The following is a 20,644-nucleotide window of genomic DNA, read 5'->3' as shown; positions in this document are numbered from 1 at the left end:
TACACCTAGGCCAGACATTTTTTAGATATCAGTTATTTAGGTTTTGAAGGAGGGTAAGTGATGAACCAAACCGCTTCTACCATTTTTCTTGAGGAAAGTAGTTGTTTCCTCGAAGTTTATCTAGATCCATTTAATAAAAGAATTCGTGTTGATGATTATCGCGGAAATACGAAATTACTGCTCGAAAAGGCAGAGGAGCTCGTTGTGCAACATAAGGCAGAAAAATTAATCATTAAAGGTCGTAATGAAGACTTCCTTCTTTTTTTCGAACAAGGCCTCCAGCCAGAGGCGGTGGTCGATCGCTATTTTCTTGGCTCAGATGCTCACTTTTTTTCAAAATTCTACTCACCCGAGCGAAAAAAAAATGACCATTGGATTACCGAGGATGGAATGATCCATAGCATTTATCAATTGGATAATTCAATTGAAAAAATCCTCCCCCCAAAGGAATACCAATTAAGAAAGGCTGATGAAAGTTGTGCAGTTGAGCTTTCCGCTCTATACCGTCATGTATTTCAAATTTATCCAACCCCATTGCATGACCCAGAATACGTAAAAAAGACGATGCAGGAGGGGACCATTTATTATGTCTTTTTTCACCAAGGCAAAATAGTCAGTGCAGCTTCCGCCGAAATCAATGCTTTTTATAAAAATGCAGAGTTAACGGATTGTGCTACACTAACTGAACACCGAAAATATGGACTGATGAAGGTTATTCTTCAAGAGTTAGAAAGTGAATTGAAGCGAAATGGCATCTTTTGTGCCTACTCGATTGCAAGGTCGTTATCCTTCGGAATGAATGCGGTGTTATTTCAGTTAGGATATTCATACCGGGGCAGGCTAATGAATAATTGCTATATTTATGACAAGCTAGAAAATATGAATATGTGGGTAAAGAATCTGGCAAACTGCTAAAAATTCGGCTCAAAATGCCAATATTTCGGCACTACTAAAACGGTTAAGAAGGGCAGGTGAATGAAATGGTTCAATTAACGGCTTTAACGCAAGAAGTTCTTACAGCCATACTTAAGAGTATTGATGAAGGGATCCATGTTGTTAATACGGAGGGAAAAACAATTTTTTACAATGAGGTCGCTGCCAAGCATGATGGTATGGACGTAAGGGAAGTACAGGGAAAGCATTTAATTGACGCATTTCCCTCCCTGTCAGAAGAGTCTAGTACGCTTTTAATGGTGATTAGGACAGGGAAGCCGATATACAATCAAACACAGGTTTATCTGAATTTGCATGGGACTAGAATTGATACAATCAATACGACACTGCCTATCTTTTTGGGCGAAGAAATTATTGGAGCTGTCGAAATCGCGAAGGATTATTCGCGCATGAAGCTCCTATCAGAAAGATTATTAGATTTACAAAAAGGGGTTAATAAAAGCAGTAAGAAAAAAGTATTGAAACAGGTAAGCTATACATTAAGTGATTTAAAGACAGTTAATCCAGCCTTTATTAGCATGAAGAATGAAGCAAGGAAATTGGCAAAATCCGATTCTCCGATTCTTGTTTACGGCGAATCTGGAACAGGGAAAGAATTATTTGTTCAAGGCATTCATCATGAATCCCTTCGTTCGGACGGAGCCTTTATTGCCCAAAATTGTGCAGCCATACCCGAAACCCTACTGGAAAGTATACTCTTTGGCACGGCGAAAGGAAGCTATACCGGTGCAGTTGATCGTAAAGGGTTATTCGAGCTTGCTGACGGTGGTACCCTATTCCTTGATGAACTACATACAATGCCGATTGAACTCCAAGCAAAGCTGCTCCGCGTGTTAGAGGATGGAATGGTTCGAAGGGTGGGAGGTTCACAAAATATTTCCGTTGATGTGCGTGTGATTGCTGCAATGAATGTGCACCCTACCATGGCCCTTCAAGACCAAAAGCTTCGCAATGACCTCTTTTATCGATTAAATGTGTTTACCTTTTCCCTCTTTCCCTTAAGAGAAAGGATAGAGGATATATTGTACTTAACGGATTACTTTATTTATGAATTTAATAGAAAACTAAAAAAAAGTATTAAAGGTGTGGAAAAAAAGCTTGAATTATTTTTTATGGATTATCAATGGCCTGGGAATGTGCGTGAATTAAAACATACGATTGAGTATATGATGAATGTCTGCGAGGAAGAGTGGCTTACTCTTGAAGAGTTGCCGATCATGTTGAGACAGCTTTCGTCATCTTCACAAGGAAAAAGAGTTCATCCAATTGAGAGTTTATCTTTACGAAAAAATTTAGAGGATGTAGAGAAAAGGTTAATCATGAATGCCCTTGACTTAAGTAAGGGGAATATAAACAAAGCTGCGAAGCTTTTAGAGATTCCGAGGCAAACCTTGCAATATAAGCTGAAAAAAACACTGGATTAAGCTGCCGAGTTTTCGGCGCTTTTTTTATGGATTTTGATTTGAAAAATAGGGATATCCACTCAAATGAAGTACTGTAGCTATTTTGGTTAGTTGGCACAATTCTTGCATATTTTTTAATATAGCGAGAATAGGGGGAAATGATATGAAACAGTTTTTATATAAACCAAAAAGGCATTGGAAGGATATTGAGCTTTGGAAGGATGTAACAGAAGAGCAGTGGAACGATTGGCTATGGCAATTGACGAATACAATTCGAACTTTGGATGACTTGAAAAAAGTAATTCATTTAACTCCAGATGAAGAAGAGGGAGTAAGAATTTCGACGAGAACAATCCCCTTAAATATTACGCCCTACTATGCATCCTTGATGAATCCCGATGACCCACGCTGCCCGATTAGAATGCAATCCGTACCCATTTCAAAGGAAATATATAAAACAAAGTATGATCTAGAAGATCCCCTTTATGAAGATGAAGATTCGCCAGTTCCAGGTTTAACACATCGTTATCCTGACCGGGTCCTCTTTTTGGTAACTAATCAATGTTCGATGTATTGCCGCTATTGTACAAGAAGACGGTTTTCAGGACAGATTGGGATGGGGGTTCCGAAGAAGCAACTTGATGCTGCCATTTCCTATATCAGGCAAACACCGCAGGTGCGGGATGTCTTAATATCCGGAGGAGATGGTCTCTTAATTAATGATAATATTCTGGAATACATCCTCAAAAATTTACGTGAAATTGATCATGTAGAAATAATACGGATTGGTACAAGAGCACCTGTTGTTTTTCCACAGAGAATCACGGAAAACCTCTGCAATATATTGAAAAAGTATCATCCTGTGTGGTTGAATACTCATTTTAATACCTCCATCGAAATTACTGAGGACTCAAAACGTGCTTGTGAATTGCTTGCCAATGCAGGCGTTCCAGTTGGTAACCAGTCAGTTATCCTTGCTGGAATTAATGACAGTGTTCCAATCATGAAAAGACTGATGCATGATCTCGTGAAAATTCGAGTACGCCCCTACTATATTTATCAATGTGATCTTTCAGAAGGAATCGGTCATTTCCGCGCACCTGTTTCTAAAGGACTTGAAATTATCGAGGGTCTCCGTGGTCATACAAGTGGGTACGCTGTTCCAACCTTTGTTGTCGATGCCCCTGGTGGTGGTGGGAAAATTGCTCTACAACCGAATTATTTAATTTCACAAAGCCCAGAAAAGGTTGTCCTCCGTAACTTTGAAGGGGTGATTACGTCCTATCCTGAGCCTGAAAATTATGTTCCTGGCAGGGCAGAAGGCTATTTTCACGAAATTTATCCTGACATGGAAGAAAAGCGATCGCTTGCCGGAATTGCCGGAATTATGAATGATCAACATTTTAACCTGGTTCCCGATGGGCTAACAAGGCTAAATCGCCGTATTGATTACAACAGCGATCCTGCCCATACATCGTTAAAAGATAAACGCGGAAGACGAGATGAATTAAAAGATAAAAAATTTCAGGCATTGATCGAGAAAGAAAAGGGAAGTAAAGAAATGGCAATTGCAGATAATACAGCTGAGCCAATTAAGGAATAGGAGGAAGGCTTTCATGGGAATTGCATGTGAATGGTGCAACAGCAGAAATGTAGAGCTAATTACTGACTCCGTTTTCTGGGAATTACCCGATGGCTCGAGGGCAATTGAAATTACCGCAACTCCTACCTATAGCTGTAGAGACTGTGAAATGATTTATCAAAGTGAAGCAATTGTAAAGGAAATAGAGAACCATTTGTTTTTAATTGATTGCAAACGGGTGGGAAAAGTGATTTTCTTTGAAGAATTAATGGGGATTCCGAGGTTATTGAAGAAGAATTATTTTGATTTTTCAGCCGATAGGGAAGGTTAACTTTCTTATCAGGCATCAGAGCAAATACGCCTCTGTCTTCGCCTAATGGCTCTCCAGTCGGCGAGTTTTCTTAATGTATGTACTGGACGATTCCGGAAGTATTCGTTATAGTATTTCTTAGCAAAACGAATAGAGTGATTCTGGATGAAATGGGCGATTTTATATGAGGAAATCCTTTTATCATTTTTTAATGAAATATAGACATCCAGCCCCAATGGATGAGATTAGTCAATTTGCAAACGATGCTTACTTGGATCATACCTTCCCGAAAACAGCAGATGATTACCATGAGCTTAGTTCTTATTTAGAACTCAATGGACCTTATTTGGAATCGATGTCGGTTTTTGATGAAGTTTGGCACCAATATATTAGTACAGAAAGCTAAATCAAGAAGAAATTGCTGTCGCCTCTTAATTCGAGGCGATTTTTTCATTTTACAATTGACATGCGCTTTTATCCTTTCCGTGCATATACTATTGTAATTAAAATTCACGACTACTCATTTAAAGGGGATGGGAGGACATGGCGAACAGGAAAAAACCGAAATATAAGATCGGTGACACGGTCGTGATTACAATTTACGGTACTGTCGGCAGGATAACAGATGTTAAATGGCTAGATGGGAAGTATGTGTATGAAGTAAATAAGAGTGATGGGCTATTCATTGAATCAGCCTTGCAATTGCTTTCTGAATATGATGGCTTGGTAATGGAACAGGAACAAATTGATATCGAATATAAGTTTTTCTTCGGAGATTTAGTTCAAGTTAGTGGTTATGGTGCCGATTTATTTAAAGTGGTTGGCTTTCGAACAGAAATATGGCGCTACAAAGAAGATGCCTGGGAAGATGTCATTTATGAGTTATCCAGGGTTAGTGATGGGGAATGGCTCGAAGCGGGCGAAGAGGAGCTGACACTTGTAGCAGATGCTGAGAATGCTGATACATTTATCCAAAAGCTTGGTCTCTTATACTTAGTGAATAAACAGGAAAAAATAGAAAAGAATCCAAAATTACAGGGTATGGTAAGAAAAGCGGAAATTGAAGAAATTGAACGAAAAAAAGAGAAAAAGGAATTAATTGACAATTTATTGGATATATTTAATGATTACCGGATTTTATATGAAATGTTTCAAGATCAGGAGTACTATCAGGTTATGAGGGTGATTCTCAGAAAATTAGAAAGTCTTGGAAGTAATGATGGCAAAAGCCATGTTTAATTACCACTTCGTGATAATTAAAAATAAATAAATAACAAACGGTAAACCGGCCCATTTAATGAGAAAAAACATCATGTCCAAAATCTTCTCAAATAGGCGGAGGGTGACGCCATCCTCCTGATTTACATCTTCTAACCATGCCTCAAGCTTCAATTGTAAAATTGACATTCAATCACCTCATATAGTTCTTTACAATCATCCTATGCTTGTCCAATCTGAAAAAGACATGTACGTTCCTTAAAAATATTTGTTCAATAGAAAATATCCGTAGCATTAATCAATGTATATTGCTATTTAAACTAAATAGCATGAAAAAGCTATAAACATCATACATTCACTAAAAAGGGGGCGATGCTAATGAGAGAAGTTGAAGTATTTATCGATACTGAAGAGATTGCCGAATTTTTCTTTCATGAGCTTGTGAAAAGGGGATACGTTCCTAGCGAAGAAGAGTTAGAAGAAATCGCAGACATTACCTTCGAATACTTAATTGAAAAAAGTATTATTGACGAAGAAGTACAAGATGAATAAGAATCTATTTAATCAAAGTGAGGCAAGAAGTCTCTTCTTTTTACGATAGATGATGACAAGAGACGAGCATTCCCTGCTCTCTTTTTGTTTGTGCAAGCGCTGTATATGAAAAATTCTCACAAGAAACAGTCTTGTTTTTAAAAAAAATTACTATTCGACAAAAATAGTGAGATTTCTATGGAGGATTCGACAATGATCATCGCTAATTATTAGAATAGATAAATAATTCTAATAATTGGAGGTGTATGATGATCAAGGTATTAATTAAAAGAGCCAGCATACCGTATGATGTTACGATCTTTCAAACTCCAAAGTACCGCGAACATAAAGGGCATAAAGAGGTTTATCGAACAACTATTCCAGCGAATAATCGTGAACAATGTTTGCAGGAAACATTTAGCCGCTTTAATGTTACCGACAGAATTCCTGCAAATTATAACGGGAGGTTCCTCTCAACAGGAGATATCATCCTAATTGATGAAGGTCGCGGCGGTCAATACTATTTTCAACTGAAACCCGGCGGCTGGTTTCCCATTAATCGAATCTTGCTTTGCTAAACTAATCAAACGGTAAACCTAAGGAAAAATTCCTTAGGTTTATTTTATTTCAGTCGAAGTGCCTCAGTCCATACACTAAGGAGACTTGTGCTTTTTTTGATCATCTCTTTCTTCCAGCTGCTTTATGCTCTTTTGCATGTGCTTCGTGTTCTGCTACAATTGCCTCAGCAGGAATGTGATTATTTTTTTTTTGTCCGTTTACTCGACTTCGATGTTTTTTTCCCAGGTTAATCCCTCCTTAAATACTTACCAATAGCTTCCCACAATTTTAAAAATTCATGTCTATTTTTCTGAGAGGTTTTCCTTAAATAGTGTTTATGTTATAGTGTCTATGGTACAGAATGAAATAGTACCGACAATTGTAAGGAGGTTTTTTTATGAGTGTACATATTGGAGCTAAAGAAAACGAAATTGCGGAGACGGTATTACTTCCAGGAGATCCGCTTCGTGCAAAATATATCGCTGAAACGTTTTTAGAGGATGCAAAATGTTATAACGAGGTTCGAAATATGTTTGGCTTCACCGGAACCTATAAAGGAAAAAGAATTTCTGTTCAAGGAACCGGAATGGGTGTACCGTCCATCTCGATTTATGTAAATGAATTAATGAATAGCTATAATGTGCAAAATCTAATCAGAGTTGGTACGTGTGGTGCGATTCAAAAGGATGTAAAAGTCCGCGATGTTATTTTAGCTATGACTAGTTCGACAGACTCAAATATGAATCGACTTACCTTTGGCCATGTTGATTTTGCACCAGCCGCCAACTTTGATTTGCTAAGGAAGGCGTATGATGCTGGAGTAGCCAAAGGACTTAATTTGAAGGTAGGAAATATTTTCACGGCAGATTCGTTTTATAATGATAATGCCGAGCTTGAAAAATGGGCAAAATATCAAATTCTTGCTATCGAAATGGAGACGACTGCTCTTTATACGTTAGCCGCAAAATTTGACCGGAAAGCACTTTCTGTACTTACCGTTAGTGACCACATCTTAACAGGTGAAGAAACAACAGCTGAAGAAAGACAAGTGACATTCAATGATATGATTGAAGTGGCATTAGAGGCAGCAATCAAGGAATAAAGACTTTACGCCCCAACCTTAAAGGAAGGGGTATTTTATTTAATATTAATTTCATTAACTTTTCTTGTGTTTTTTTATAAAAAAGATGTTATTCTAATCACTAAGGGTTTACCTTTTAGTATCTGAAACTAGCTTCGTGAAAATTTGAAAAACCATTTAGCATTTGCTGTTAATTTAGTGCTAGTATATTTCTTATTTTTATGGTCAATGAAAGTGGTGAAGGCTTTGGAAGAAAAGAATGTTGAACAAGAGAAGGCTCTAGAAGAAAAAATGGAACAAGAGCAAGCAACAGAAAATAAGTCAGGCTATATTCGATTGAAAAAGTTTCACTTTATTATGTTGTTATTTTTCATCGTTTTTCTATCTGCAGGGATTACGACCTTCGCCCTTGCATTTGGAAAGGAAAAGGTAGTAACGGTTGCTCCACAGAGGACAGAATTCAATAAGCTCTATGAAGCATATGATACATTGGAAAATGGGTATTACAAGAATTTAAATCAAAAAAAGCTCATAAATGGTGCGATAAATGGAATGGTGGAATCTCTGGATGACCCTTACTCCGATTATATGAGTAATGAGGAAGCAAAAAGCTTTCATGGTAGTATTTCTTCTTCGTTTGAAGGAATTGGTGCCGAAATTCAAGAAAAGGATGGGCATATTGTCATTGTCTCTCCGATAAAAGGTTCGCCAGCTGAAAAAGCCGGTTTAAAACCAAATGACATGATTACCTCAGTAGATGGAAAAAGCCTACAGGGAATGAATTCAACCCAGGCAGTGACCTTAATCAGGGGGAAAAAGGGGACAAAGGTAGAATTAATGGTTCAACGTCCTGGTATCGAAGCCCCGATGACCGTTCCGATTATTCGTGATGAGATTCCGATTGAAACAGTTTATGGAGAAATGGTTGATGATTCAATTGCCAAAGTTCAAATTACAAGCTTTTCAACTAATACATCAAAAGAATTAGTTGATACCTTGAATGATTTACAAAAAAAGGGAATGAAAGGCCTTGTATTAGACCTTCGTCAAAATCCAGGGGGATTATTAGACCAGGCAATCAGTATTTCCAGTATGTTTGTTCCTAAAGGAAAATTAATTGTCAAAGAAGAAGACCGGAACGGAAAAATTAAAGAAATCCCTTCGCAAAATGAGGGTAATCCAAACCTTCCTCTTGTGGTATTGATTGATAAAGGCTCAGCAAGTGCTTCAGAAATTCTTTCCGCTGCTGTAAAAGAATCAGCTGGTGTACCGCTAGTTGGTGAGAAATCATTTGGAAAAGGGACGGTTCAGACTGCCGCTGATTTCAAAGACGGCTCTAACCTGAAATATACAATTGCCAAATGGTTGACACCGAATGGAACTTGGATTCACAAAAAAGGAATTATGCCAGATGTAGAGGTTGCTCTACCTGATTATGCAACATTGCCAATTATCAACCCAGATAAGGAGCTTGCCTTGTCAACTTCATCTACGGATGTGCAGACAGCCCAAAAGATGTTGAAGGCTATTGGCTATGACCCTGGTAGAGAAGATGGATTCTTCGATGAAAAAACTTCAGCAGCTGTGGTTGCCTTTCAAAAAGCACAAAAACTCCCTGCAAATGGAGTTTTAAAAGGTGAATCTACTTTAAAGCTAATGGATCTTTTAAGAGAAAAAATTAAAACAAATGATACGCAAATGCTAAAAGCAATAGAGGTTTTAAAGGGAAGAATGAAATAAAAAAGGGGGACCCGATTCAACTGAGTCGGGTTCATTTCTTTTGACCATTACACATATAATCAAGGGCGATGAAAAGAGTGAAGGGAAATGAAGATGAAAAAAGCTGAAATCTATATTTTATCAGGATTTTTAGGCAGTGGAAAAACAACATTACTTAAACGGTTACTAGAGGATGAACAGAAATCATCTAGAAAAGTCGCTGTAATGATGAATGAATTAGGAAAAGTATCGATTGACTCTAATGCTGTAGATGACGATGTGTCACTAAAAGAGTTATTAGGCGGTTGTATTTGCTGCTCTATTCAAGACAAGCTTGAAGCCCAGCTTCAAGGTTTATTAGTAGAAGAAAGACCGGATGTCATTTATATTGAAACGACTGGTGCTGCCCATCCTGTTGAAGTCTTGGATGCGATCCTATCTCCTTTGTTTGCAGATAAATTGATGATTAAAGGTATTATTACACTTGTTGATGGAACGAGATGGAAAGATAGAAAATTATTAAGCCCGCAACTTCAGCAGCTAATCCATGAACAAGTTAGACATGCAGATTTTATCATTATTAACAAAATGGATGATTTACAAGAAAAGGAACAAGCGGCTATTTCATTTGAAATCCAGGCAATCAATCAAACAGCAAGGTGTTTGCTAACGAATTATTCTCAAGTATCGATTGACCAACTTAGAAAGCTATCTGTTTCTTTTACAAAAGAATCCCAACGAATTGATTTACATTTATCAACATTTGTATACCAATTTAAGACAGCTATAAATCATTCTAGGTTTGAGGAATTCTTAAAAGAATTGCCTGATACGATATACCGGATAAAGGGTTATATAAAGTTTGAGCAATCTGCTCATCCATTTTTATTTCAATTTTCATATGGGATGCCTCTTTACATGAAGGAAGATATGAATTTGCCATTAAATCTCGTCTTTATCGGCGAAAACATCCAATGGAATGAGATTCAAGTACAATTGGCCGGTTTAGAAAAAACATGTTAAAAATCAATCTTAAATGAATGATAACCACTTCTTCAGGTAACTCTTTTAATGTAACTAAAAACCATTAAAAGGAGGGTTTAAACTGAAGAAGGTTGTGTGTATTTTTGTGATTATTCATATCCTCCTTTATGGTCAAGGGATTCATGCCGCATCAGATATTAGTTATAAAATTGAGATGCTGGACTGGAAAGACGTAAATCATATATTACCTAAGTATACGAAATTCACTGTTTTGGATGTAGAAACGGGAAAAAAATTCAAAGTGCAAAGACGTGCTGGAAGTCATCATGCCGACGTACAACCATTGACCACGAAAGATACGAAAGTAATGAAAAAAATATATGGTGGTAAATGGAGCTGGAAGCGACGAGCTATTATTGTTATTCATAAAGACCAATGGATTGCCGCATCAATGCACGGTATGCCGCATGGAGCAGGTGCCCTAGAAAATAACTTTCCCGGACATTTTTGTATTCATTTTTATGGCAGTACTACCCATAGGACAAACACTATGGACTTATCCCATATGCTTATGGTCCTTAAGGCATCGGGGAATTTAAATGAATATCTAGGAAAAGCAAATCCTTACGAAGTAATTAATGCCTATGTAGCTGGCTTTAAACAGCAGGATGGATGGATTACTTCACAGGCTTCTTTACAAACAATAAAGTGGAAACCCATTTTAGCGAAAGTTGAAAATATAAGAATTTCCCGAATGGAACTTTTACCACCAGAAGATTTAACTGAAGAAATTAATTTGAATGTTCCGATTGAAATTGAATGGTACATAAAAAATAAAGGCAGGCAAACATTTAGAGGTGATATTCATTTGGTGCGATTTTCTCTCATTGATGGTTGGAAGGTCGACTCACAGCAATTTTTAGAAGAAAATGATCTTCCATAGATCGCAAACAAAAACACCTTTATAAAAGGACTAGCCTTTGAAAAAGGTGTCTTTGTTTAACGAGAAGGACTTAAAGGGGGTGTTCACCAAATTTTATAAAGGTTCGTTCATCTTCGATTAAACCACAAGCCCCGCATTGAATCCTGTATTCTGGTCCATTATATGGAAGGTGGAAGGGTTCTAAAGCGCCTTCTTCATACTCCCGCACGACTGTTCCGGAATGAGGATCCAGTTTCACTGAATGGGCAACCTGTTGAATGAAATTAAAGCGACTACGATTTGTTTTACAATTAGGACATCTGTATGGAGTAGACATAGATTTCACCTTTCTTAGTATTAGTAAAATCTATTTTTTGCAATAATGGTGACAAATATGTAACAATGCAAATGAAGGAAAAAGGGGGGACTGGTTTGTTAAAAGAAAATGAAACTTTTGCAGATTTACTAGCTGCTTACCGATCAATTTGGAACAATCGTCTATTAGAAACAGGGGAGAATAGCTGTGAAGAGATTTTAACCAATGCGATAAAGAGGGAGCTTTTAGACGAGAACTCACATCCAAGAGTTAGGAAAACGTCCTATGAAAAATTCTATTCTGCGATTAAAAGAGTTACCGAGTCTCCGCTAAAGGCAGAAATGAAGTCAGCTTTAATAACATTGCATGTAGAAATAATGGGGAAAATTAGTTAGGGGAGAATATCAGTGAAGAAGCTTTTAGTTATTTTTATTACCTTTCTATTATTTAGTATGTTGGTTTCATGTAGTAAACAAAAAGATAAAACAGTTGAGTTACCTGGTATGTTAGAAGTAAAATTATCAGTTAAACCAGAGACTGGAAAAGTAAATCAGCCGATTACATTTGAAGCGAAGGTGACTCAAGGAAATAAAGAAGTCAACGATGCGGATGAGGTCATATTTGAAATTTGGCGCGCCAAGGATGAAAAGCATGAGAAAATAGAAATAAAAAATGCTAAGAACGGTATATACAGGCTTGAAAAGTCTTTCCCGCAAGAAGGAACTTATTATTTCATCTCGCATGTTACAGCTAGAGATATGCATAATATGCCTAAAAAGGAATTCGTTGTAGGGACTCCAAGTGAACCAGAAGACCCGAAAGCCAAAGACTCGATGGATAATATGAACATGGACGATCAAAAATGATCATGATGATAACCATGAGAGTGAAAATAATTAATCAACTATTATGAAAAGACAGCCTAATGTGGCTGTCTTTTCATTCATGACATATTTTTTGCTCTTATTTAGGTTAAGACTGATTAAAATTGATTGGAATATTTTCGATGTCTTCTTTGTTAATTGGCATCTTAATAGATAAAATCCCGTAGCGAATTTCTGATTTCACTTGCTGAATAATTACAGGATAGGGGAGTGATATTTCTTTTTTAAACTTTCGATTTGGCCGCTCTTTTATAAAGTATTTCCGATTTTGCTTTAGGGTTTTAAATTCGCCAGTGATGGACAGCAGCTGATGGTGAATGCAAATATGCAGATTTTCCTTCAAGAGCCCTGGAATTTCGGCCTCGACAACAAGTTCCGTGTCCGTTTCATATAAATCACATTTCGGAAAAAGCTCAGTGACCATAGTTCCTGGGCTTCCAGAGGTAGAATTTTTATTTTGAGTATCAAATATATTATTCCAAAATTCTTCCGATTGAAATTTTTGAGCATTATCCGCCCATTTTTTTAATTTATCAATCTCCATCATTTCACTCCATTCTTTTTACCTGTTAATTCATCTTATTTTTTATTAGAAAAAACATGCAAAAAAACTACCATGAGTTTCAACTCTCAATTCTATGCATAGAGATGAAATGATTTATGAGTTGTACACCAACAGAATAAAGGCGGTGTGAGCAAAGTTGAGCTTCACCTTTTCAAAGAAAAAATAAATATTTTTCTCTCAAATTGGGTAGAATGATATATTTTGCGTTGCTCCGCCCCTTTTCCATACATAAAAGACACTTACAAAATTTCCGTTACGTCAATTTGTGAATACTGCATATCAACATTTTTAGGAATTTTCACTTCAAGAATGCCTTCCTTATAGTTTGCGATAGCCCCTTTTCTCTTTACAATTGCTGGAAGGGTGATGGTATTTGTATCCTCGTCCTCTGGGATGTGCTCTATAATCAGCTGATTTGAAGTATGATATAAGCGAAGTTTTTTAATCCATTCGTCATTTTTTAGCGGTATTCTTACGAAAACATAGTCATGTGTCTCATAGGCAGACGAGTTTAACACCCCCGAGGCAGATCGTTGTTGAGGGGCTGAAGTTTGAAACCCGTTGAACATTTCCTGTGGGTTCATCATTCCCTGCATGTTTCCAGGCATGATTTTTCCGATGATATCTTGAACATAATTATTGATCTCCTCGGGCTTCATATTAGTCATTGTTTCCTTCATTTCTTTATTAAACGGAAACATATTCCAAGGGAACATTCCTTTTCATCCTTTCAAAAAAAAAAAAATATGTTTGAAATTGGTAAAAGTAGTCATGACTTAGACTGAACACTTTAATATTCCATACTATGCTAATTGCAGCCTATCCGTTATTAAATCTTATGAAGATTGGATTTAATCTGCTTGCCCAATGAATGAAATTAAATATTTGCATATATATTAAAAACTTTTTAACATATAGTATAAAGAGGAATTCTAAATATAGAGAGGTAATGATTGTGAAAAAGAAGACAGCTTTGATTACAGGAGGAGCTTCTGGTATTGGTAAACAAACAGCAATAAAGCTTGCTGAAAAAGGATATCAGCTGGTGATCAACTATCGAAATAGTGAAGCAGAAGCGGTTTTCTTAGCAAAGCACTTACATGATTGTTATGGTACAAAAACAATCATCGTTCAAGGGGATGTAGCTAATCAAGACGATTGTCTTCGAATGGTAAATGAAACCCTTTCTGTCTTTTCAACGGTGGATATTTTAGTCCATAATGCGGGTCCATACATCCATGAAAGAAAAAAACTGACAGATTACTCTTTCGAAGAGTGGAATTATTTAATCCAAGGAAATTTAAGTGCCGTTTTTTATTTATCAAAGCACATTATTCCATTAATGCGCAAACAAAAATGGGGAAGAATTATTACTATTGGATTTGATAGGGTTGAAACCTCCCCAGGCTGGATATATCGTTCCGTTTTTGCAGCAGCAAAGACAGGATTAGCCTCATTAACTAGGACAATAGCTCTAGAAGAAGCGGAACATGGGATCACCGCAAATATGGTCAGTCCAGGGGATATAATAAATGAGTGGAAGGAAAGTAATATAGAAGATTCTGTAGAGGCCGTAAATGGAAATGTCCCAATTAGAAGGCCTGGTACTGGGGAAGACATAAGTAGGGTAATCTCCTTTCTTACTGATGAAAAATCAGATTTCATTACCGGGAGTATCATCCCTGTTACTGGTGGGATAGATGTATTGGGGAAAGCATTAAAATCTTAGGCCTGGAAGGCCATTTACATTTTGTATGAAAACCGCTTCTTTTGTGGATAATAGGAATTAATTATCTATGAAAGGAGCAAAGAAAATGAGTTTTAATATCAGCAGGATTAATCCAAATCAAACCCAAGTTTTTTTTCATGATGGCCGCTTTGAAACATTAACCAATGAGGAATTAGAAGAATTTTTGCTCCAAATGGGACTTAGTGAAGTAAATGAAACTATTGAACAAAATGTAACGGATTAATATGAAAGTCTTTCCATCTAAATAAAAAAGCAATCGGGGACCGATTGCTTGCTTTTTTACGCCTCTAATAAATGAGAAGTATCTGTTTGCAGGGAGCCATTCCGAAGCAGATAGAAAGAGTATAGATCCTTTGGAATTTCGTATAAATCATACACCTCGCCATTTGCATTTAACTGTTCATAGATAGACGTTCTGGTATCATTTGCTTTAACAACATATGGAAGTTTTTCCGCAGCTTTTATTGACCGAATATTTACTTTTCGAATCCGCATAAAAACAGTTTCGATTCCAATTTCGTAAAAAAGTTCCTGAAAAAAGGCTTCTTTAGCTGGGCTGTTATACCCTTTGCCATGATACTCTTTTCCTAGCCATGTTCCCAAAAATCCTGCACTATCTTCAATATCAAACAAATTAATGGTGCCGATTGGCGTACCCCATTCATCCAGAATAGTCCGTGATATTAATTCACCGCGCTCCTCAGCTTCAATTGTTTGTTTTGTAATAAATAAGAATTCTTCATAAGAGTCAGCTTTATTTCGTACAAAAGGGAAGACATCAGGGTGCGTCATTAGTTCGTACAATGTGTGGCTGTCATGAAGATCACGTTTTTTTAGCATGAATATCCCTCCATTAGGGCATTCCGATCCCAAGTTCAAAGAAGCGGTCCACCCTCGAAATTTTTTATTAGGTTTCTAAAAAATTTCGGGGTGGGAATCGAACCCACTAGAACCGGTTAAATCGGTGGCGCACCATTTGCCTTCCCTATTTCATTTTTTTTGTTAACAGAATATAGTCATAAACCCCCAAGATTATCAGGTCTAAAATGATTTTACTTAAAGTATAATACAAGAAAATATGAAAAAAATAAATAGATTTTTTGTTGATTTTTCGTTAAATTTTTAACCATTTTTCAGCAAATTTCTACATTTCTATATAGACCATTTCGCCACCAATCATTGTCCATTGTGGCTTTGCTAAGTAATGGAAAGGATGATGGCTCCAAAGTACTAAATCAGCATCCTTTCCCGCTTCAATACTCCCTACCTTTTGGTCGATTTTTAAATTTCTAGCAGGTAGAATGGTAATTCCTTCAAGCGCCATTTGTTCAGACAGGCCTTCTCTCATGGCAATCCCAGCACAAATATTTAAATACTGAATAGGTGTGTACGGATGATCGGTTGTAATCGACACTTCGACACCATGATTTGTTAGCTCCTGATAGGTTTTCCATGTTTTATTTTTTAATTCAACTTTTGATCTTCTCGTTAGAGTGGGACCAACAGAAACCTTTAGTCCTATTCCAGCTAATTCATTGGCAATAAGATGTCCTTCTGTACAATGTTCAACTCGTAAATCAAGATTAAATTCCTCAGCTAAACGGAGGGCAGTAATGATATCATCAGCACGATGGGCATGGATCCGAACGGGAATCTCCCTTTTTAGTGCCATCACAATCGGGGCAATTCTAATCTCGTCAGGGTTATCAGCATGAATAGCTTGATAGAATGCTTCCCTAAGCATTCCCATGATCCCCATCCTTGTAATGGAGTCGCTATTGCCATTGCTATGAATTCTTTTTGGATTTTCTCCCAATGCTATTTTTAATCCTGCCACCTCTTGGACTATCATCTTCTTGATATTTTTACCTGTGGTTTTGATGACAGAAGTGGTTCCGCCAATCACATTTGCGCTCCCGGGCATAATGTGAACCGTTGTTATGCCACTTTTAACAGCATCGGTGAAGGCCGGGTCAAGTGGATAAACGCCATCAATTGCCCGAATGTGGGGCGTAAGTGCTTCAGCTGTTTCATTCGCATCATTTCCAGCCCATCCAGTGCCTTCATCATACAGACCTAAATGGGTATGAACATCAATAAAGCCGGGAAAAAGGTATAAACCGCCGCAATCGATGATTTTTACATTTAAATCGGTCTTGATATTTTTCCCTATCTTTTTTATTTTTCCTTCTTCAATTAGAACATCACCGTTTTTAATCGGTTTGGAGGTAATTGGATAAACGTGAGCGTTTTTGAAAAGTATTTTTGTCATTATAAAACCTTTCTTCAAGTTATTAATAGTATTTTATCTATTTTAACAACTTGTGTGTTAAAGGAAAAGTGGAAAATCGAGACCTTTTTAATAAAAAATGTGGAATCTTTTGAAAGGTCTGAAACTTTTATATATGTAAAGCGTAAATAATAAAGAATGGAAAAAATATATTTTTCTAAAGGGGGAATAAAAAATGAAACAAAGTGATGAAAGGTTATTGGCGGCTGGTATTTATGTGTTAAGCCTATTCTTCCCAGTTGTGGCTCCATTAATTATTTGGTTATTAAAGAAGGATGAATCTGCCTTCATTGATTATCACGGTAAGGAATATTTTAACTTATTGATTTCTTATACGGTCTACTTTATTATTAGTGGAATCTTATACATTATCCTAATTGGATTTGTGGCAATGGCCGTTTTAGTGGTTATGCTATTTGTGTTTACAATAATTGCTGCCGTCAAGGCCTATGAAGGAAATGAATATAGATTCCCATTGATCTTTAGATTGATAAAATAATAAACTTGCAAAAAAAACCCGGCAAAATTTTTTGCCGGGTTATTGAACGTTTATCTGGGTTAAACGTCATATGATTGAAATAAGTAAACAAATCAAGGGGGAAAGACCATGGATACATTAGCAAATTATTTACCTATTATTGCACCAATACTCATTATTCAGCTTATTTTATTAATCGTTGCTATCTTTGACCTCGTAAGAATTGAGAAAACTAATGGGCCGAAGTGGTTATGGGTTATCATTATTTTATTTATAAATATTATTGGTCCAATTCTTTATTTTGTCATTGGGAGGAAAAGTAACTGATGTCCTTAATTAAAATTTCCGGATTAAAAAAGAGTTTTCAGGGTACAGAAGTGATAAAGGGTCTTGATTTTACTTTAGAAAAGGAAAAATGTATCGCTTTATTAGGCCCAAACGGAGCGGGAAAAACGACAATACTTAGGATTCTCTCGGGCTTGATGAAGCCAACTGAGGGAGACATTACCTTTACCGAAGCTAAGAAAGGTGAGGATATCCGTGACTTTATTGGATATCTTCCGCAGTTTCCTGTATTTTATGATTGGATGTCAGGACTTGAATTTTTGTCCTATGTTGGCAAACTTGCCGGATTAACTGGAAAAGAAGCAAAGGAACGTTCATTAGAGCTTTTGGAACTAGTTGGAATTATCGATGCAAAAAACCGAAAAACAGCTAAATATTCCGGCGGGATGAAACAAAGATTAGGAATTGCTCAAGCGTTAATTCACCGCCCAAAGTTAATTATGCTGGATGAACCTGTATCTGCATTGGATCCAATCGGCAGAAGAGAGGTGTTGGATCTCCTCGAAGAGTTAAGGAAGGAAACTACCATTTTATTCTCGACACATATTTTAAGTGACGCAGAAGAAGTTTGTGACGAAATTCTGTTTCTACATAATGGAAAAATTGTCGAATCAGGAACGATGACAGATCTCCGAGAACGGCATCAACAGGCTAAAATCGACCTATTTTTTAGAGGAAAAGCAGAAAAATATGCAAATTTTCTTTCAAATCACGAATTAACACAGTCCGTGAGGATCGAAGGAAATAAGGTAAGTGTTTTTGTGAAGGATGTATCGCTTGCAAGACGTGCTTTTTTGCAAGCGATTGCCGAACAAAACTGGCCGCTTGAAAAATTTGAGGTTAGTAGCATGACCCTTGAAGACGTGTTTATGAAGGTGGTGGGGAAATGAGCCAATGGATGACATTGCTACAAAAAGAGATTTTAGAGATGTGGAGAAACTTCAAATGGATTTGGGTACCAATTACCTTTATATTATTAGGGGTAAAGGAACCATTATCCAGCTATTATTTGCCGCAAATCCTTGATGCTGTTGGCGGGCTGCCTGAGGGAGCAGTAATAAAACTACCTACCCCTACAGCAGCTGAAGTGTTAATAACTGGTTTAGGTCAATATACTACGCTTGGCGTACTAATTATTGTTCTTACAACCATGGGTATAATTTCCGGAGAAAGAAAAAGCGGTGTTGCTGCCATGATATTGGTAAAACCTGTTTCCTTTCAATCATTTGTGTCAGCAAAATGGGCCGGTAGTGTTTTATTAATGTGGTTTTCCTTTTTTATCGGCTATTTGTCAACCTGGTATTATACCGGTTTATTATTTGATTGGATTCCATTCATCCAATTTTTACAGTCTTTTTTCTTTTATGCCCTTTGGCTTACTGTTATTCTAACAGTTACCATCTTTTTTAGTTCATCGTTTGTGAATTCTGGAATGGCCGGGTTTCTTTCACTTGTCGTTGTCATTGTTCTTAGTCTCGTGAGCAGCACACTTTCCAATTGGCTAGAATGGAGCCCGGCTCAGTTAACTAATTATGCAAATGAAGTACTTTTAGATAATGGGATTCCAGAAGATACACTGCCGGCCAGTTTAATCGCTGCAGTATTTATAAATGTTTTGCTATCTTTAAGTGTATTTATCTTTAGAAAAAAAGAGCTTGCGCAATAATAGAGTCTTTTCGTTTTGCAAAATTTTAGTAATAATCTATAATATCTATTATTCCATTTTGCAAAACTTAGCTAGAAAGGACGAGGAAGCGTGTCAAATCAAGTCGGTTTGGTGTTAGAAGGTGGAGGGATGCGCGGTGTTTATACTGCGGGAATCCTTGAATACTTTTTAGAGAATCAGCTGTTTTTTCCATATGTTATTGGTGTTTCTGCCGGTGCCTGCAATGCTGCCTCCTATTTGTCGAAGCAAAAAGGGAGAAATAAAACCGTCACGATTGATTATGCTGCTGATCCAAGATATATATCTTGGAAAAATTATTTTAAAAGCAGGCAATTTTTTGGAATGGATTTTATTTTTGATGAAATACCTAATAAACATGTTCCCTATGATTATGATACATTTTATAATAACACTTCTGAATTTGTCGTAGGAACTACAGATTGTTTAACCGGAGAGCCCGTATATTACAATAAGAAGGAATATGATAAAGACCTTTTAACAGTGTTGCGAGCCTCTAGTTCGCTGCCGTTTATTGCACCCGAAATATCTTTTAAAGATAGAATTCTACTTGATGGTGGCATTAGTGATCCAATTCCTATTAAAAAAGCACAGCATGATGGCTTTGCTAAAAACATTGTCATTTTAACAAGGAATCAAGGTTATTTAAAAAAACCTTCGAAATTTCACTTCCTTGTTGATCGGAAATATCCTGAATATACAGGCTTGCAAAAGGCTTTAAGGAGTCGCTATCGAATTTACAATGAAACTGTATCATATCTTGAAAAGGAAGAGCGAGATGGAAATGTACTAATTATCCGTCCTACCACGCCATTAAAGGTTGGAAGAATGGAAAGAAATCCAGACAGGCTAGCGGAGCTGTATTTTCAGGGCTATGAGGATGCCAAGCATTCAATGATCGAAATATTAAAATATGTTGATATTTAGAAGAGGCTGGAAACAAGCCTCTTTTTTGTATGAAAATAACTTGGTAAAAATGCCATACGAAAGCAGGCCCTCCATCTATTAATTTTTTTTTGAAGAGCTAATTTATAATGTTTTATATATTATTATTTAGGCAGATTGTTGAT

General features: G+C 36.8%; 27 protein-coding genes. 21 read left to right on the top strand and 6 right to left on the bottom strand.

The window, feature by feature from the left end; genetic code table 11:
- Positions 1–60: 60 nt before the first annotated feature.
- From ablB to M5A78_RS23595, 6 genes are all read left to right on the top strand, one after another.
- A complete protein-coding gene (gene ablB, locus M5A78_RS23620; protein ID WP_248737716.1) occupies positions 61–915 on the top strand; it encodes a putative beta-lysine N-acetyltransferase in 855 nt (284 codons plus the stop codon).
- A gap of 65 nt (positions 916–980) precedes the next feature.
- On the top strand, positions 981–2,378 hold the full coding sequence (locus M5A78_RS23615) for a sigma-54 interaction domain-containing protein (RefSeq protein WP_248737715.1): 1,398 nt from the start codon (positions 981–983) through the stop codon (positions 2,376–2,378).
- Between the two features lie 142 nt (positions 2,379–2,520).
- Positions 2,521–3,960 carry a lysine 2,3-aminomutase gene (gene kamA, locus M5A78_RS23610; protein ID WP_248737714.1) on the top strand — a complete coding sequence of 480 codons (1,440 nt, stop codon included), beginning with the start codon at positions 2,521–2,523 and terminating at the stop codon, positions 3,958–3,960.
- Between the two features lie 13 nt (positions 3,961–3,973).
- Positions 3,974–4,270 (top strand): YokU family protein, encoded by a 297-nt coding sequence (locus tag M5A78_RS23605; RefSeq protein WP_248737713.1) that lies wholly within the window; start codon positions 3,974–3,976, stop codon positions 4,268–4,270.
- A 163-nt stretch (positions 4,271–4,433) separates the two neighbouring features.
- Complete coding sequence (locus M5A78_RS23600) at positions 4,434–4,655, top strand: YozE family protein (protein WP_248737712.1); 222 nt, start codon at positions 4,434–4,436, stop codon at positions 4,653–4,655.
- A gap of 137 nt (positions 4,656–4,792) precedes the next feature.
- Positions 4,793–5,488, top strand: a complete 696-nt coding sequence (locus M5A78_RS23595) for a hypothetical protein (protein WP_248737711.1) — start codon at positions 4,793–4,795, stop codon at positions 5,486–5,488.
- Here the strand turns inward: M5A78_RS23595 and M5A78_RS23590 are convergent, their stop codons facing one another.
- On the bottom strand, positions 5,489–5,656 hold the full coding sequence (locus M5A78_RS23590; protein WP_248737710.1) for a hypothetical protein: 168 nt from the start codon (positions 5,654–5,656) through the stop codon (positions 5,489–5,491).
- A gap of 189 nt (positions 5,657–5,845) precedes the next feature.
- Here M5A78_RS23590 and M5A78_RS23585 point away from each other — a divergent pair, with 189 nt between their 5' ends.
- The 6 genes from M5A78_RS23585 to M5A78_RS23560 all read left to right on the top strand — a co-directional run bounded on the left by M5A78_RS23585 (position 5,846) and on the right by M5A78_RS23560 (position 11,283).
- A complete protein-coding gene (locus M5A78_RS23585) occupies positions 5,846–6,019 on the top strand; it encodes a YozD family protein (protein WP_248737709.1) in 174 nt (57 codons plus the stop codon).
- A gap of 248 nt (positions 6,020–6,267) precedes the next feature.
- Positions 6,268–6,576, top strand: coding sequence for a YodL domain-containing protein (locus M5A78_RS23580; RefSeq protein ID WP_406603744.1), 309 nt, complete (start codon positions 6,268–6,270; stop codon positions 6,574–6,576).
- Positions 6,577–6,953: 377 nt separating this feature from the next.
- On the top strand, positions 6,954–7,658 hold the full coding sequence (gene deoD, locus M5A78_RS23575) for a purine-nucleoside phosphorylase (protein ID WP_248737707.1): 705 nt from the start codon (positions 6,954–6,956) through the stop codon (positions 7,656–7,658).
- A 270-nt stretch (positions 7,659–7,928) separates the two neighbouring features.
- On the top strand, positions 7,929–9,377 hold the full coding sequence (locus tag M5A78_RS23570) for a lmo1851 family serine protease (protein ID WP_406603743.1): 1,449 nt from the start codon (positions 7,929–7,931) through the stop codon (positions 9,375–9,377).
- Positions 9,378–9,470: 93 nt separating this feature from the next.
- Positions 9,471–10,379 (top strand): CobW family GTP-binding protein, encoded by a 909-nt coding sequence (locus M5A78_RS23565; RefSeq protein ID WP_248737724.1) that lies wholly within the window; start codon positions 9,471–9,473, stop codon positions 10,377–10,379.
- Between the two features lie 106 nt (positions 10,380–10,485).
- Positions 10,486–11,283 (top strand): hypothetical protein, encoded by a 798-nt coding sequence (locus tag M5A78_RS23560; protein WP_319942328.1) that lies wholly within the window; start codon positions 10,486–10,488, stop codon positions 11,281–11,283.
- A gap of 70 nt (positions 11,284–11,353) precedes the next feature.
- On the opposite strand, the gene M5A78_RS23555 is transcribed toward M5A78_RS23560, so the two are convergent.
- Complete coding sequence (locus M5A78_RS23555; protein ID WP_248737706.1) at positions 11,354–11,599, bottom strand: DNA alkylation repair protein; 246 nt, start codon at positions 11,597–11,599, stop codon at positions 11,354–11,356.
- A 95-nt stretch (positions 11,600–11,694) separates the two neighbouring features.
- Here M5A78_RS23555 and M5A78_RS23550 point away from each other — a divergent pair, with 95 nt between their 5' ends.
- Together M5A78_RS23550 and M5A78_RS23545 are read left to right on the top strand one after the other, a co-directional pair.
- On the top strand, positions 11,695–11,973 hold the full coding sequence (locus M5A78_RS23550) for a hypothetical protein (protein ID WP_248737705.1): 279 nt from the start codon (positions 11,695–11,697) through the stop codon (positions 11,971–11,973).
- Positions 11,974–11,985: 12 nt separating this feature from the next.
- On the top strand, positions 11,986–12,444 hold the full coding sequence (locus M5A78_RS23545; RefSeq protein ID WP_248737704.1) for a FixH family protein: 459 nt from the start codon (positions 11,986–11,988) through the stop codon (positions 12,442–12,444).
- Between the two features lie 106 nt (positions 12,445–12,550).
- Here the strand turns inward: M5A78_RS23545 and M5A78_RS23540 are convergent, their stop codons facing one another.
- On the bottom strand, positions 12,551–13,009 hold the full coding sequence (locus tag M5A78_RS23540; RefSeq protein ID WP_248737703.1) for an Hsp20/alpha crystallin family protein: 459 nt from the start codon (positions 13,007–13,009) through the stop codon (positions 12,551–12,553).
- Positions 13,010–13,266: 257 nt separating this feature from the next.
- Complete coding sequence (locus M5A78_RS23535; protein ID WP_248737702.1) at positions 13,267–13,743, bottom strand: Hsp20/alpha crystallin family protein; 477 nt, start codon at positions 13,741–13,743, stop codon at positions 13,267–13,269.
- Positions 13,744–13,982: 239 nt separating this feature from the next.
- Between M5A78_RS23535 and M5A78_RS23530 the strand changes: the two genes are divergently transcribed.
- A complete protein-coding gene (locus tag M5A78_RS23530; protein WP_248737701.1) occupies positions 13,983–14,756 on the top strand; it encodes an SDR family oxidoreductase in 774 nt (257 codons plus the stop codon).
- 85 nt (positions 14,757–14,841) lie between these two features.
- The gene (locus M5A78_RS23525; protein ID WP_248737700.1) at positions 14,842–15,000 is read left to right on the top strand and encodes a hypothetical protein; all 159 of its coding nucleotides are present in this window, start codon (positions 14,842–14,844) and stop codon (positions 14,998–15,000) included.
- A 56-nt stretch (positions 15,001–15,056) separates the two neighbouring features.
- Here the strand turns inward: M5A78_RS23525 and M5A78_RS23520 are convergent, their stop codons facing one another.
- Positions 15,057–15,617, bottom strand: coding sequence for a GNAT family N-acetyltransferase (locus M5A78_RS23520; RefSeq protein ID WP_248737699.1), 561 nt, complete (start codon positions 15,615–15,617; stop codon positions 15,057–15,059).
- A gap of 304 nt (positions 15,618–15,921) precedes the next feature.
- Positions 15,922–17,049: an amidohydrolase gene (locus M5A78_RS23515; protein ID WP_248737698.1), complete on the bottom strand. Its 1,128-nt coding sequence runs from the start codon at positions 17,047–17,049 to the stop codon at positions 15,922–15,924.
- 193 nt (positions 17,050–17,242) lie between these two features.
- Between M5A78_RS23515 and M5A78_RS23510 the strand changes: the two genes are divergently transcribed.
- The 5 genes from M5A78_RS23510 to M5A78_RS23490 all read left to right on the top strand — a co-directional run bounded on the left by M5A78_RS23510 (position 17,243) and on the right by M5A78_RS23490 (position 20,501).
- Entirely contained in the window at positions 17,243–17,566 is a 324-nt protein-coding gene (locus tag M5A78_RS23510; RefSeq protein WP_248737697.1) for a DUF4870 domain-containing protein, read from the top strand.
- A gap of 108 nt (positions 17,567–17,674) precedes the next feature.
- A complete protein-coding gene (locus M5A78_RS23505) occupies positions 17,675–17,872 on the top strand; it encodes a PLDc N-terminal domain-containing protein (protein ID WP_248737696.1) in 198 nt (65 codons plus the stop codon).
- Positions 17,872–18,780, top strand: coding sequence for an ABC transporter ATP-binding protein (locus tag M5A78_RS23500; protein ID WP_248737695.1), 909 nt, complete (start codon positions 17,872–17,874; stop codon positions 18,778–18,780). The genes M5A78_RS23505 and M5A78_RS23500 overlap by 1 nt, the downstream gene beginning before the upstream one ends.
- Positions 18,777–19,556 (top strand): ABC transporter permease, encoded by a 780-nt coding sequence (locus M5A78_RS23495; protein WP_248737694.1) that lies wholly within the window; start codon positions 18,777–18,779, stop codon positions 19,554–19,556. Before M5A78_RS23500 ends, M5A78_RS23495 begins: the two co-directional genes overlap by 4 nt.
- 90 nt (positions 19,557–19,646) lie before the next feature.
- Positions 19,647–20,501: a patatin-like phospholipase family protein gene (locus M5A78_RS23490; RefSeq protein WP_264760481.1), complete on the top strand. Its 855-nt coding sequence runs from the start codon at positions 19,647–19,649 to the stop codon at positions 20,499–20,501.
- Positions 20,502–20,644 lie beyond the last annotated feature (143 nt).

Source organism: Neobacillus rhizosphaerae, assembly GCF_937468385.1.
Taxonomy (GTDB): domain Bacteria; phylum Bacillota; class Bacilli; order Bacillales; family Cytobacillaceae; genus Neobacillus; species Neobacillus rhizosphaerae.
This window is presented reverse-complemented; position numbering and strand designations above follow the sequence as displayed.